This window comes from Pseudomonas sp. S2_E01, from assembly GCF_054668365.1.
Map to the genome: position 1 here is coordinate 283,078 of NZ_CP162762.1, position 13,935 is coordinate 297,012.

Here is a 13,935-nt window from a genome sequence, read left to right on the forward strand (position 1 = left end):
CTTCGGGAGGCCTTTGGCGCCCGGTCAACCAGGCGTTTTTAAAAGTACTCACTGCCATAACAATAATGCACATGGAGTAGCGTCGATGACATCAGCAAACCAGTTCTGGCGCCGGGCGAAACTGCCTCTGGCTGTCAGTCTTGCCTCCACGCTCGCCGGGCCCGCATTCGGCGTCAGTTTCAACATCGGTGAAATCGAAGGTCAGTTCGACTCGTCGCTGTCGATTGGTGCCAGTTGGTCGACCGAGAGCGCCAACAAGAACCTCATCGGCGTCAACAACGGTGGTCGTGGCCTGTCGCAGACCTCCGACGACGGTCACCTGAACTTCAAGAGCGGTGACACCTTCTCGAAGATCTTCAAGGGTATCCATGACCTTGAGTTGAAATACGGCGACACCGGTATCTTCGTCCGTGGCAAATACTGGTATGACTTTGAACTCAAGGATGAGAGCCGTCCGTTCAAGGACATCAGCGACAGCAACCGCAAGGAGGGCGCCAAGTCCTCCGGCGGCCAGATCCTCGACGCATTCGTCTATCACAACTACGCGATTGCCGATCAGCCGGGCTCCGTGCGTCTGGGCAAGCAAGTGGTCAGTTGGGGTGAAAGTACCTTCATCGGCGGCGGCATCAACTCGATCAACCCGATCGACGTGTCCGCGTTCCGTCGCCCGGGTGCCGAGATCAAGGAAGGCCTGATCCCGGTCAACATGTTCTACGTGTCCCAGAGCCTGACCGAGAACCTGTCGACCGAGGCGTTCTATCAGCTCGAATGGGACCAGACCGTCGCCGACAACTGCGGCACGTTCTTCTCGCAGCCGGACGTGATTGCCGACGGGTGCGACAATAACCTGGCTGTGCTGCGTACCCGCAACGGTGTCAACAGTTCGCTGGCGGCTGCGGGTTTGCCAGCTGGCGCGCGTAACGCCGTGCTCAACACGCTCGCGGCTCGCGGCGTGAACTGGGGCAGCCCGGATGAAGGCGCGATCGTTCGCCGTGGCCCGGACCGGGATGCCCGCGATAGCGGCCAGTTCGGCGTGTCCTTCAAGTACATGTTCGAGCCGCTGGACACCGAGTTCGGTGCCTATTTCATGAACTACCACAGCCGCGCGCCGATTTTCAGCGGCAAAGGAGCGCCGGCGAGTGCCTATAACGGCGCGGGACTGGTTGGCGCATTGGTCGGTTCAGGTATTCCCCTTGGTACCGCAACTGCGTTGGCTCCATCGTTGCTGCCATTGCAGGTAGCGGGCAACTCCAGCTACTTCGTCGAGTATCCGGAAGACATCCGCCTGTACGGCCTGAGCTTCTCCACCACCTTGCCTACCGGCACCGCGTGGAGCGGTGAGTTCAGCTACCGTCCGAACGCGCCGGTGCAGCTCAACACCACCGACATCCTGTATTCCGGCCTGACCCCGCTGGACCCGCGCGTGTCCGTACTGCAAGGCCGCCCGAATACGGATCAGCACGGCTATCGCCGCAAGGAAGTCAGCCAGCTGCAAACCACCTTCACCCACTTCTTCGACCAAGTGATGGGCGCCGAGCGCCTGACATTGGTGGGCGAGGTGGGCTGGACTCACGTCGGTGGCCTGGAAAGCACCTCCAAAGCCCGTTACGGTCGTGACCCGAGCTACGGCCCTGGTCCATTGCCAGGCGGTCAGTGCCAGGCGTTGAACGCGTCTACCCTGGCCGGTGGCCCGCAAAACAACGTCAGCCGTTACTGCGAAAACGACGGTTTCACCACGACGGATTCCTGGGGCTACCGTGCACGGGCCATCTGGGAATACAACGACGTGTTTGCCGGTGTGAACCTCAAGCCAAACATCGCCTGGCAGCATGACGTCGACGGTTACTCGCCTGGCCCTGGCGGCAACTTCGAGGAAGGCCGCAAAGCGGTCAGCCTGGGTCTGGACGCCGAGTATCAGAACACCTACACCGCGTCGTTGGCCTACACCAACTTCTTCGACGGCAAGTACACCACCGTGGACGACCGCGACTTCGTTGCGCTCAGCTTCGGCGTGAACTTCTAAGCACTGCATTTTCAGGACGAACACACTTATGAAAACAACAAAGAGTCTGTTCCACGTTGGTGTTCTGGGGCTGACACTGCTGGCCTCCAGCGTGATGGCTGCGGTCCCGGCGGCCGAAGCGGACAAGCTGGGCAAGAGCCTGACGCCGATGGGCGCCGAAATGGCGGGTAATGCCGACGGTTCGATCCCGGCCTGGAAGCCAATGGCGAAGAACGCTGGCAGCGTCGACAGCAAAGGTTTCCTGTCCAACCCGTTCGCCAGCGAAAAACCGCTGTTCACCATCACCGCGCAGAACGTCGATCAGTACAAGGACAAGCTGGCACCGGGTCAGTACGCGATGTTCAAGCGTTACCCGGACAGCTTCAAGATGCCGGTGTATACGTCCCATCGCGGTGCCACGGTGCCGGATGACGTGTTCGCCGCCATCAAGAAAAACGCCACCAATACCAAGCTGGTCGGTGGCGGCAACGGTCTGGAAAATTTCGAGACCGCCGTACCGTTCCCGATTCCGCAGAGCGGTGTCGAGGTGATCTGGAACCACATCACCCGCTACCGTGGCGGCAGCGTGACTCGACTGGTCACCCAGGCCACGCCTCAGGCGAATGGTTCCTTCAGCCTGGTGTACTTCCAGGATCAGTTCGTGTTCCGTGACAAGATGAAGGACTACGATCCAGCCAACCCGGGCAACATCCTGTTCTACTTCAAGCAGAAAGTGACGGCGCCTGCACGTCTGGCCGGTGGTGTACTGCTGGTTCACGAAACCCTCGACCAGGTGAAGGAACCGCGCGCGGCCTGGGTTTACAACGCCGGGCAACGTCGTGTGCGACGGGCACCGCAAGTGTCCTATGACGGGCCGGGTACCGCTGCCGATGGCTTGCGCACCTCCGACAACCTGGACATGTACAACGGTGCACCGGATCGTTACGACTGGAAACTCGAAGGCAAGAAAGAGATGTACATCGCCTCCGACAGCTACAAACTCGACGATCCGACATTGAAGTATGCGGACATCCTCAAGGCCGGGCACATCAACCAGGACCTGGCGCGTTACGAGCTGCGCCGTGTCTGGCATGTGGTCGCCACCCTGAAGGACGGCCAGCGCCACATCTACGCCAAGCGTGACTTCTACATCGATGAAGACACCTGGCAAGCGGCGGTCATTGACCACTATGACGGTCGTGGCCAACTGTGGCGCGTAGCCGAGGCGCATGCCGAGAACTACTACGACAAGCAAGTGCCGTGGTACGCCCTGGAAACCCTGTACGACCTGCAATCGGGCCGTTACCTGGCTCTGGGCATGAAAAACGAAGAGAAGCAGGCGTATGACTTCGGTTTCACCGCCAATACCAGCGACTTCACCCCCGCTGCATTGCGTCAGGAAGGGGTTCGCTAACCTTCACTGAAGAGGCCGCATCCTCGAAAAAAAACCCGACTTGTTCGGGTTTTTTTTTGCTTACACCATTCCTCTGTAGGAGCGAGCACGCTCGCGATGGTCGTCAACGATAACGCTGGCTAACTGATTCCCCGCGTTGTTTGGACTACCATCGCGAGCGTGCTCGCTCCTACAGGTTCAAAGAAACCATCCCGCCTTCGTAGACTTTTTGTAGCCATTTGTAGCAATAACCTTCATTCCCTGCGCGTTTACCGCTAGTCTGCAAAAATCTGCAACGCCGCCACCCGCAATCCAAACAAGAGCCGGCCATGACTGATCTGTCCCCCATCCCGGGCCCTGCCAGCGTTTCCGTCGCGACGTTGGACGGACGCTTTTTCCGCCCGCCGTTGCCTGACGGCTACGTCCTGCGGCCGCGTTTATGCGAGCGTTTAAGCGCCGGGCTCGGTGGCAGGTTGTTGCTGGTGTCTGCACCGGCGGGGTTTGGCAAGAGTTCGCTGGCCGTGGAGTTCTGCCAGGGGTTGCCTTCGCACTGGCAAAGCCTGTGGCTGGGGTTGAGCCCACGGGACAACGACCCGGGCCGGTTTCTTGAACGATTGCTCGAAGGCCTGCAGGACTTTTTTCCGCAATTGGGTCGCCAGTCCCTCGGCCTGTTGAAAATGCGCCAGCGCCACCAACCCTTCGCCTTCGAGGAATGGCTGGATGGCCTGCTGGACGAGTTGGCGATGCACCTGCTGCCCACCGCGCCGCTGCTGCTGGTCCTTGACGACTACCATCTGGTCCAGGGTCCGGTGCTCGATCGCTGCCTGCAGTTTTTCCTCAATCATCTTCCCGACGGCCTGCTGGTCATGGTCACCAGCCGCCAGCGTCCGGACTGGCATCTGGCGCGCCTGCGCCTGTCCCGCCAGTTACTTGAACTGCACGAGCAAGACCTGCGCCTGACTTACGACGAAGCCTCGACGTTGCTCGATCGACACAGCACCTCCCTGCGCGGCGAAGCGCTGGAGAACCTGATCCAGCGCAGCGAAGGCTGGGTCGCCGGCTTGCGGTTCTGGTTGCTGGCGGCTTCCGAGGCCGGCTCCGAAGGTGCGTTGCCGCAATCGCTGAATGGCGGGGAAGGGCTGATTCGCGATTACCTGCTCGAAGAAGTCATCGACTGCCTGCCCGCCGAGGTCCAGGCATTTCTGTACGACACGGCGCCCCAGGAGCGTTTTTGCAGCGAACTGTGCGACGCCATTCGCGAAGCCCATGACAGCGCCGAAATCCTGCGTTTTCTGCTCGCTCACCAGGTGTTCCTGGTGCCACTGGACGAACACGGTCACTGGTTCCGCTATCACCACCTGTTCTCCGACCTGCTGCGCACCCGTCCTACCCGACAGGCCATTGTTCCGGCGGCCAGCCTGCACTTGCGGGCCTGTCGCTGGTTCAACGCCCAGGGGTTGCTCGATGAAGCCGTGGAGCAGGCCTTGCGTGCCGGTCACCTGGACGTCGCGGCGAACCTTGTGCAAAACCTTTCCGAAGAACAACTGTTGGCCGAGCAGAATGTCGGCATGTTGCTGCGCTGGAAAATGGACTTGCCCGACAGCCTGCTGATCAGCACGCCACGGCTGATCGTGCTCTACAGCTGGGCGTTGGGGTTGGCCTGTCAACTGGACGCGGCCGAAGAGCTGGCCAGCCACCTCAGCCGTTTCCTGCCAGCGCCGTCGGCCACCGCGCAGAAATCCATGCTTGCGCAATGGTTGGCCTTGAGCGGGATCATCGCCCGTGGACGCGGCAACCGGGAGTTGACGTTGCTCTACTGCACGGAGGCGCTGGAGAGTCTTCCCGCCAAGCGTTATGGCCAGCGCCTGATGTGTCTGTCGACCCTGTCCAACCTGGCGATAGCCGACAGTGACCTGTGGCGCGCTCGCGGCCTGAACCGCGAATCGCTGGAACTGGCGCAGCGGGTCGGCAATCCGCTGTTCGAAGCCTTGGCCCATTACGACCGCGCCCGAGTGTTGCAGGCCCGGGGCGAAATCCTGCGTTCGCTGGAAGAAGTCCGCCAGGGGCTGCAACGCCTGCAAGGTCTGTCGCCGCAGCGGTTGTATGCAGTCAGGGCGCGACTGACGTTGTACGAAGGGTTTCTACTGGCGCTGCGCCTGCAACCCCAAGCCGCGCGCCAGCGTTTGCAGGCGGGCTTGAGCGAAGCCCGTGCCTGTCGCGACATCAGCGTGTTGATCGGCCACTGCGTAATTGCCCGGATCGAAGGCCGCAGCGGTGAATTCGCCAAGGCTTTCGCCGAATTGGCCGAAGCCGAGCGTCTGATGCACATCTGGGACGTGCCGCCGATCTACTACCTGGCGATGATCACCCTGGTCAAATGCGAGCTCTGGCTGGCGCAGGGGCGTACCGATCTGGCCGAAGCCTGGCTCGCCCGCCTGGGTCAGACCTACAACGGCGAACAGCCGGCGGCGCCGCCGGAGTTTCATCCACAACTGCCGCTGCACATCGAATTGCAGCAGGCTTTGCTGGAGGTCATCCAGGGGCAGCCAATGCTCGCCGAGGGTCGTTTACACGCCCTGCTTGAGCGTGGCGAGCAAACCGGTCACCAATTACTCAGCACCCTGGCGCTGACACAACACATCGAATTGCTGCTCGATACCGGCCGCGAACCTCAAGCCCGACAAGCGTTCGTCCAGGCGCTTGAGGCGGCCAACGGTGGGGCGTTGCAACCTTTCGACAGTTTGTTGAAAAAGCACCCTGACTGGCTGCGCGACCAGCTACAGCACAGCGCGACCGCCAAGGTTTCGCCAGGCTTGTTGGCGCAACTGCCTGCCGCCGTCTCCCGGCATTGTGTGGATGCCCCCTGCGAACAGCTCAGCTCACGTGAACTGGCGGTGCTCAAACTCATCGCCCAGGGTTGCTCGAACCAGGAAATCAGCGATCAGTTGTTCATTTCCCTGCACACGGTGAAAACCCACGCCAGCCACATCAACAGCAAGCTGGGGGTCGAGCGGCGGACACAGGCGGTGGCGCGGGCCAAGGAGTTGGGATTGCTGGATTGACGGTGTAAGGGCTGGCCGGCCAATGTGTGCGAAAATCCGCGATATCCTGTTGATCGAGCGTACCTCAATGTCGCAAAAACCGGCTCTTATCCGCGAAACCTTCCCCGTCGGCCCCTTGCAGTGCAACTGCACGATCATTGGCGATCCGGTGACGAAAAAGGCCATCGTGGTCGATCCGGGGGGCAATCATGAGTTGATCCTCGCGCGACTCGATGCCCTGGGCCTGAAAGTGGTGAGCATCATTCACACCCACGCGCACCTTGATCATTTCCTGGCCTCCGGGCAATTGAAGGAAAAGACCGGCGCGACCCTGCACCTGCACAAAGAGGATCAGTTCCTCTGGGATAACCTGGAAATGCAATGCCAGATGTTCGGTGTGCCCTACACCCCGGTGCCTTCGCCCGACCGCTGGCTGGCCGATGACGAAGAGCTTGCCTGCAGCTGCGGCGTGGCGCTGCACACCCCGGGCCATACGCCGGGGTCCATGAGTTTCTGGTTTTCAGAGGCTAAACTGCTGATTGCCGGTGATACGTTGTTCCGTCGTGGTGTCGGACGCACGGATTTGTGGGGCGGCGACCAGGCGACCATCGTGCGTTCGATCAAACAGCGTTTGTACACCCTGGACGAAGACGCGACGGTGGTCACCGGCCACGGTCCGGACACACGACTGGGCGATGAAATGCGCGACAACCCTTTTGTGCGCGCATAAGGGGCTGCAACGGAATTTTCTGCGGGCAAAATGATCCAACGCCCGCAAAGGCCGATGTCCGTTTGCACCACAGAATGCCAAATCCAGGAGCTTTCCATGTTCACCAAACAGCGTTTGATTATCGTCGCTACCGCTGTGGCCTTGCTGTCTGGCTGCGCCTCGCCCAACCCGTACGACAACCAGGGTCAGGCTGACGGCGGCTCCGCAGGCATGAGCAAAACCGCGAAATACGGCGGCCTCGGCGCACTGGCCGGTGCACTCGCAGGCGCTGCTATCGATCACAACAACCGTGGCAAGGGTGCGCTGATCGGCGCCGCCGTGGTGGGGGCTTCCGCTGCCGGTTACGGTTACTACGCCGACCAGCAGGAGAAAAAACTGCGCGCCAGCATGGCCAACACCGGGGTTGAAGTGCAGCGTCAGGGCGACCAGATCAAGCTGATCATGCCGGGCAACATCACCTTCGCCACCGATTCGGCAAACATTGCGCCCAGCTTCTACCAGCCGCTGAACAACCTGGCGGGCTCGCTGAAAGAGTTCAACCAGAACCAGATCGAAATCGTCGGCTACACCGACAGTACCGGCAGCCGCCAGCACAACATGGACCTGTCCCAGCGCCGCGCCCAAAGCGTCGCGACCTACCTGACCTCGCAAGGCGTCAGTGGTGCCAACCTGAGCGCCCGTGGTGCCGGTCCGGATAACCCGGTGGCCAGCAACGCTGACGTCAATGGCCGCGCGCAGAACCGTCGTGTGGAGGTCAATCTCAAGGCGATTCCGGGTCAGCAGTATGGTGGTCAGCAACAGGGGAATGTTCAGCAGTACCCGTAATACCAGGCTCAATGAAAAAGCCCGATCTGATGATCGGGCTTTTTTTTTGTGTGAAATTTGACGATGAGGGCACACGATTAAACCGCTTAATTAGCCTCCTTCACCGCACTCAGAAACGCACAGGTCCTTTCCTGCTGCGGATGCTCGAAGATCTGCGCCGGGGTGCCCTGTTCGTGGATCTGCCCCTTGTAGAAAAAGCACACCCGGTCAGCGAACTCGCGGGCGAAGCCCATCTGGTGGGTGACCATCAGCATCGTCAGGTTGTGTTCGGCGCCGAGCTTGCGGATCACGTTGAGCACTTCGCCACACAGTTCCGGGTCCAGCGCCGAGGTCACTTCGTCAAACAGCATGAGTTTGGGCCGCATCGCCAGTGCCCGGGCAATGGCGACCCGTTGCTGCTGGCCGCCGGAAAGCTGTGAGGGGTAATGGCCCAGCTTACTGCCCAGTCCCACCAGTTCGAGCAAGTCCGCCGCACGCTCGCGTGCTTCAGCCGGCTTCATGCCCAGCACCTGCACGGGTGCTTCGATCACGTTTTGTAACGCGGTCATGTGCGGGAACAGGTTGAAACTCTGGAAGACCATGCCGATTTTCCCACGCACCCGGCGTATGTGCCGGTCATTGGCGGGCACCAGCACCCCATTGCGATTGGGCATGTGGGTAAGAAGGTCGTCTTCGACGCGGATCACCCCGTCATCAATGCCCTCGAGGGTCATGAGCACCCGCAACAGCGTGGACTTGCCCGAACCGCTGGGGCCGATGATCGCGACTTTTTCACCCGGCGTGACATCCAGGTTCAAGTGGTCGAGTACGGTGAAGTTGCCGTAACTCTTGGTGACGTCCTGGAAGCTGACAATCGGCTTGACCGCTTGCGGTTGATGCATGGCCGTGGCCTCCTGCGGATGCAGCGGTGTCAGGTTGCCGCGCCGGGAAAGGTCGTGGGAAGTCGAGAGTGGAGAAGTCATTAGCGTAGCTCCAGGCGCAGTTCGAGGCGCCGTACCAGATAAGCCAGGGCGATGCTCAGGGCGAGGAAAAACAGGCCGACCATGGTGATCGGTTCCAGGTAACGGAAGTTCTCTGAGCCGATGTTCTTGGCCTGCTGCATGATTTCGACCACGGTGATGGCCGACAGCACTGGCGTGTCCTTGAGCATCGCCACCAGGTAGTTGCCCAGCGGTGGCAGGATCGGCCGCAACGCCTGGGGCAGGATGATGTTGCGGTAGGCACTGTACGGCGCGATGTTCAGCGCCGTGACAGCTTCCCATTGCGCCCGTGGAACGGCATCCAGCCCACCGCGATAGACCTCGGCGATATAGCAGGCGTAATGCACACCGATACCGATGATCCCCACTTGCATGGCCGACAGGCTCACCCCGTAATTGGGCAGCACGTAGTAGAGAAAATACACCTGGATGAGCAGCGGCGTGCTGCGGATGAACTCGATGATCCCGGCAATCGGCCACGATACCCAGTACAGGCGGCTGCGCCGGCCGATGGCGAGAAACAGCCCCAGCACGATGGCGATCAGAAAGCCGATCAGGGTAATGCCCACGGTGTTGAGCGAGGCGCGCAGCAGGTCGGGAAGAATCTGCCAGGCGTAGGTCCAGTCGAACAGGGTCATGACAGACCTCCACGCATCCGGCCGCGAGCCAGACGACGCTCAATGGCGCGCATGCCGAGGTTGATGGCCTGGGCGAGGATGAAATACATCACCAGCGCCAGGCTGAAGATTTCCAGGGTCTGGAAGGTGGCCTGATCCAGTTGCCGGGCGCGAAAGCTCAGGTCGGACAGGGTGATCAGCGACACCAGTGAAGTGTTCTTCAGCAGTTCGATCAACAGGTTGGTGCCGGGAGGGATCGCAGCCAGCAATGCCTGGGGCAGAATGATTCGGCGAAAGCGCTTGTAACCACTGAAGTTCAGCGCAGTGGCCGCTTCGTACTGACCCTTGGCCACGGAACTGATCGCACCGCGCATCACCTCCGCGCCATAGGCGCCAATGTGCAGGCCCAGTCCAACGATCGCCACGGCATAAGGGCTCAGTTCGATGTTGAACGGTGGCAATGGCAACACGAAGAACAACCAGAACAGTTGCACCAGCAACGAAGTACCGCGGAAAACTTCGATGTAGGCCACCGAAAACCAGCTCAGCAGTCGCCACGAGGACATGCGCCCGAGCGCGGCCAGAATGGCGGCGACAATCGCCAGCACCGAACCGAAGAAGGTCACCTGGAGCGTGACCCAGGCGCCTTGTATCAATAGCGGAAGTAATTCACCCATGGTTCAACATCCCGATTAAGCAGGGAAATAGGCATCGCGCCGCAGCGCCATGCCTGTTTCGGCTATTGAGCGCAGAGCTCGGCAGCCGTTTTGCTTGTCACGTTGGATTTGTCGAAGCCAAAGGGCGCGACCGTCTTGAGGTGTTCTTCGGAGCCCAGCCATTTTTTCAGCTCAGCGTTGACCGCATCGCGCAAGTCCTTGTCTTCGGGGCGGAAGGCCAGCGCACCGTAGCCGGTGTGCGACGGGTCGTCCTTGAACTCGGTGACCGCTTCGACTTTTTCGCCGCCCTTGGCCGCCAGGCCTTTCATGGTCAGTTGGGTGCCCACTGCTGCGTCAGCGCGGCCGGCGCGCACGGCCTGCAACTGGGCGGTGGTGTCGGGCACCTGGAGGATCTGCGCATCTTTCACGCCAGAGTCCCGCGCGTATTTGAGGTTGACCGTGCCGGCCATGATCGCCAGTTTCACGTCCGGATTTTTGGCAATGTCCTCATAGCTGTGCAGGTTCTTCGGATTGCCTTTGGCGGTCAGCAGGGCGTCGGGCAACTGGTATTGAGGGTCGGTGAAGATCACCTGTTTGCAGCGCTCCGGCGTGATGTACATGCCGGCGGCGATCACGTCGAAACGACCGGCGCGCAGACCCGGAATCAATGAACCCCACTCGGTCAACACGCCGTTGACCTGCTTGATGCCCATCTTGGCGAAGATGACTTTGGCGATTTCCGGAGATTCTCCGGTTACCCGGCCATCGGTCTCGGTAAAGGCAAAGGGCGTTTCATTGGCGTAACCGATGCGGATACTGCTGTTCTTGGTGATGTTTTCCAGGGTCGTCGCGGCATGGGCGCCCGCGGCCAGGCCAAACAGTGCGCAGGCCACGAACAGGCGGCGGAAAGCATGGGAGTTGCGGGAAAGGGAATTGCTCATCGATAAAATCTCCTGTTTCTTGTGGACCCGTCGTTGACGGCTCTGTGTTAGGAGGCAGTGTGACAAGAGCAAAGCGTACGAGCGTCGATGCCAGGGTTTGGACACCGCGCCGGTACAGGTCGATTGGTTTTATTTTGCGGACCTGCTGACAAGCCCGTGCATCGACCTTGGACCGAGCATACAAAAGCCCTGCACCACATTGCATTGCACTAGGACAATTGCTTTGCACAGATTCTCGGGAGATGCTGTCGACACGGTCAATCACGCGGGTTTCAGCGTTGATGAATAAGTGGAAAGCAGCCCTGGATGTCGCCCGCAGCGGCGAATCCAAATACAAGATCCTGGTGCAGGCCATCGCCGCCGATATCGAGCAGGGCGTGTTGGCCAACGATCAGCGGCTGCCGCCGCAGCGCAATGTGGCCGATGCCATGGGCATCAGCGTGCAGACGGTGACCAACGCCTACAAGGAGCTGGAGCGCCAGGGCCTGGTGCGCTGCGAAGTCGGGCGCGGCAGTTTTGTATCCCGGCGCATGAGCGACCGGGTGGCCACTTACATCCTCGACAGCCCCGAGCGGGCGCTGGTGGACTTTTCCATTGCGCGCATCCTGCACACCCGCGAGCACGACCAGTTCTGGCGCGACACCTGCCGGGAACTCAGCACCGAAGAAGATCAACCGTGGATCCACGCGTTTCGCCCGATTGCCGGTTTCGAATCGCACCGCGAAGCGGCGATGCACTGGATCGGGCGCCAGGGTCTCAAGGTCGAACGCGACGATATCCTGATCACCAACGGCGCCGCCCACGGCATATTTCTCGCCCTGGCGTCGCTCGCCGGGCCCGACGATGTGGTGCTGTGTGAAGGCAGCACCGACCATGGGGTAATCGGCAATTCCCAGGTGTTGGGGTTCACCCTCAAAGGCCTGGAGATGGACCGCTTTGGCATTGATCCGGAACACTTCGAGGACATGTGCAGCAATGAACGCATCACTGCGCTGGTGTGCACGCCGAACCTCAACAACCCGACCACCACGCTGATGCCGGACAGTCGCCGCCGGGAAATCGCCGAGATCGCCCGGCGCTTCGGCGTGCACATCATCGAGGATGACGTGTATGGCCCGTTGCTCGAAGAACGGCACGCCCCGCCGATCAGCCACTATCTGCCGGAACTGTCCTTCTACTGCACCAGCATGACCAAATCGGTGCTGACCGGATTGCGCGTGGGGTTTCTGGTGATGCCCAAACGACTGGCCCTGCGCACCGAGAGCATCCTGCGGGTCAACAGCTGGATGGGCACGCCGATGGTCTCGGAAATCGCCACGCGCTGGATTCGCGATGGGCGTGCCGACACGCTGCTGCGCCTGCAACGAAAAATGCTGTCGGTGCGCCAGGCGATGGTCACCGAGTACCTGGGGGAGTACGTGCTGGGCCAACATGCACATGCGCTGAATGCCTGGATCGGTATTCCGCCGCACTGGGAGGTCGACAGCCTGGTGCGTGCCCTGCGTCATCGGCATATCGCCGTGACCTCACCGGACCCGTTCACCGTGCGTGGCACGCCCAAGGCCCGTGCGGTTCGCGTGTGTGTGGGCGCGGAATGCAGCGACGAAGAAGCACGCGAAGCCTTGATCAACATGCGCGAAATCTTCGGCCAATACCCTCGGATCCATGATTTTTGAACAATAAAAATTTGTCGGCTAAATTGCCCTAGTACATTCAGTGTGACAATCCTGCCCTCTTAGACTGCGCCCAACACCTCATCGGGACGCGGTCATGTCAGTGCTACAGCTCAACGATGTTTACCTCGCGCGTCAGCGTATCGAAGCGCTGGTGCGGTGTACGCCCATGGAGCATTCGCCCAGCCTGTCCCGGCTGTTGGGTGCGCCGGTCTATCTCAAGCTCGAATCCCAGCAGGTCACCGGCAGCTTCAAGTTGCGTGGTGCAAGCAATGCCGTGGCACAGCTCAGCGCCGAACAGAAAACCCGAGGCGTGGTCGCCGCATCCACTGGCAACCATGGACGGGCGTTGGCTTACGCCGCATCTCGACTAGGCGTGAAGGCCACGATCTGTCTGTCGCGACTGGTGCCGGACAACAAGGTCCAGGCCATACGTGATCTCGGTGCGCACGTGTGCATCGTCGGCCATTCCCAGGACGACGCCCAGCGTGAAGCCGAGCGGATTGCCGCCGAACAGGGCGCCACGCTGCTGCCGCCGTTCGATCACCCGGCGATCATTGCAGGGCAGGGCACGTTGGGGCTGGAAATTCTCGAACAGCAACCGGGCGTCGCCCAGGTGCTGGTGCCGCTGTCCGGCGGTGGCCTGTTCGCCGGCGTGGCGCTGGCGCTGAAAAGTGCCAACCCGCAGATCATCACCCACGGCATCAGCATGCAGCGCGGCGCGGCAATGCACGCCAGTCTCGCTGCCGGGCGCCCGGTGGAGGTCGAAGAGCTGCCGACCCTGGCCGACTCCCTCGGCGGTGGTATCGGCCTGGACAACCGTTACACCTTCAACATGACCCGCGACACCTGCGATCACGTGCATCTGCTCAGCGAAGGCTCCATCGCCAATGCCCTGCGTCATGCCTATCGCGAAGAACGCCTGGTGCTTGAAGGGGCGGCGGTCGTGGGCATCGCTGCGCTGCTCGATGGCCTGATCGAACCTCGCGGCCCGGTCGTCGTGGTGGTCAGTGGGCGCAACGTCGATACCGATCAGCATCTGCGTGTGCTCGCGGGTGCCGAGGCATGAAAACCAAC

The 13,935-nt window shown here is 61.0% G+C and carries 11 protein-coding genes; 7 read left to right on the top strand and 4 right to left on the bottom strand.

The annotated features are described in order from the left end of the window. The first annotated feature begins 85 nt into the window (after positions 1 to 85). The 5 genes from AB4O36_RS01410 (at position 86) to AB4O36_RS01430 (ending at position 7,991) form a co-directional block, all read left to right on the top strand. Positions 86 to 2,023 carry a DUF1302 domain-containing protein gene (locus tag AB4O36_RS01410; RefSeq protein WP_460120993.1) on the top strand — a complete coding sequence of 646 codons (1,938 nt, stop codon included), beginning with the start codon at positions 86 to 88 and terminating at the stop codon, positions 2,021 to 2,023. 28 nt (positions 2,024 to 2,051) lie between these two features. Next, positions 2,052 to 3,416: a DUF1329 domain-containing protein gene (locus AB4O36_RS01415; RefSeq protein WP_460120994.1), complete on the top strand. Its 1,365-nt coding sequence runs from the start codon at positions 2,052 to 2,054 to the stop codon at positions 3,414 to 3,416. Between the two features lie 308 nt (positions 3,417 to 3,724). Next, positions 3,725 to 6,457 carry a LuxR C-terminal-related transcriptional regulator gene (locus tag AB4O36_RS01420; protein WP_460140920.1) on the top strand — a complete coding sequence of 911 codons (2,733 nt, stop codon included), beginning with the start codon at positions 3,725 to 3,727 and terminating at the stop codon, positions 6,455 to 6,457. 67 nt (positions 6,458 to 6,524) lie between these two features. Further along, the gene (locus tag AB4O36_RS01425; RefSeq protein ID WP_460140921.1) at positions 6,525 to 7,166 is read left to right on the top strand and encodes an MBL fold metallo-hydrolase; all 642 of its coding nucleotides are present in this window, start codon (positions 6,525 to 6,527) and stop codon (positions 7,164 to 7,166) included. A gap of 96 nt (positions 7,167 to 7,262) precedes the next feature. After that, entirely contained in the window at positions 7,263 to 7,991 is a 729-nt protein-coding gene (locus AB4O36_RS01430; RefSeq protein ID WP_460121005.1) for an OmpA family protein, read from the top strand. Positions 7,992 to 8,077: 86 nt separating this feature from the next. Here the strand turns inward: AB4O36_RS01430 and ehuA are convergent, their stop codons facing one another. From ehuA to ehuB, 4 genes are all read right to left on the bottom strand, one after another. Next, positions 8,078 to 8,872, bottom strand: coding sequence for an ectoine/hydroxyectoine ABC transporter ATP-binding protein EhuA (gene ehuA / locus AB4O36_RS01435; protein ID WP_460142099.1), 795 nt, complete (start codon positions 8,870 to 8,872; stop codon positions 8,078 to 8,080). An 80-nt stretch (positions 8,873 to 8,952) separates the two neighbouring features. Further along, positions 8,953 to 9,609 carry an ectoine/hydroxyectoine ABC transporter permease subunit EhuD gene (ehuD, locus tag AB4O36_RS01440; RefSeq protein WP_460121007.1) on the bottom strand — a complete coding sequence of 219 codons (657 nt, stop codon included), beginning with the start codon at positions 9,607 to 9,609 and terminating at the stop codon, positions 8,953 to 8,955. After that, on the bottom strand, positions 9,606 to 10,265 hold the full coding sequence (ehuC, locus tag AB4O36_RS01445; RefSeq protein WP_460121009.1) for an ectoine/hydroxyectoine ABC transporter permease subunit EhuC: 660 nt from the start codon (positions 10,263 to 10,265) through the stop codon (positions 9,606 to 9,608). The genes ehuD and ehuC overlap by 4 nt, the downstream gene beginning before the upstream one ends. Before the next feature lie 62 nt (positions 10,266 to 10,327). Further along, entirely contained in the window at positions 10,328 to 11,185 is an 858-nt protein-coding gene (gene ehuB / locus AB4O36_RS01450) for an ectoine/hydroxyectoine ABC transporter substrate-binding protein EhuB (protein ID WP_460140922.1), read from the bottom strand. Between the two features lie 281 nt (positions 11,186 to 11,466). Here ehuB and ehuR point away from each other — a divergent pair, with 281 nt between their 5' ends. Both ehuR and eutB read left to right on the top strand, forming a co-directional pair. Next, positions 11,467 to 12,861, top strand: coding sequence for a MocR-like ectoine utilization transcription factor EhuR (ehuR, locus tag AB4O36_RS01455; protein ID WP_460121013.1), 1,395 nt, complete (start codon positions 11,467 to 11,469; stop codon positions 12,859 to 12,861). 94 nt (positions 12,862 to 12,955) lie between these two features. After that, a complete protein-coding gene (eutB, locus tag AB4O36_RS01460; protein ID WP_460140924.1) occupies positions 12,956 to 13,927 on the top strand; it encodes a hydroxyectoine utilization dehydratase EutB in 972 nt (323 codons plus the stop codon). Positions 13,928 to 13,935: the final 8 nt, after the last annotated feature.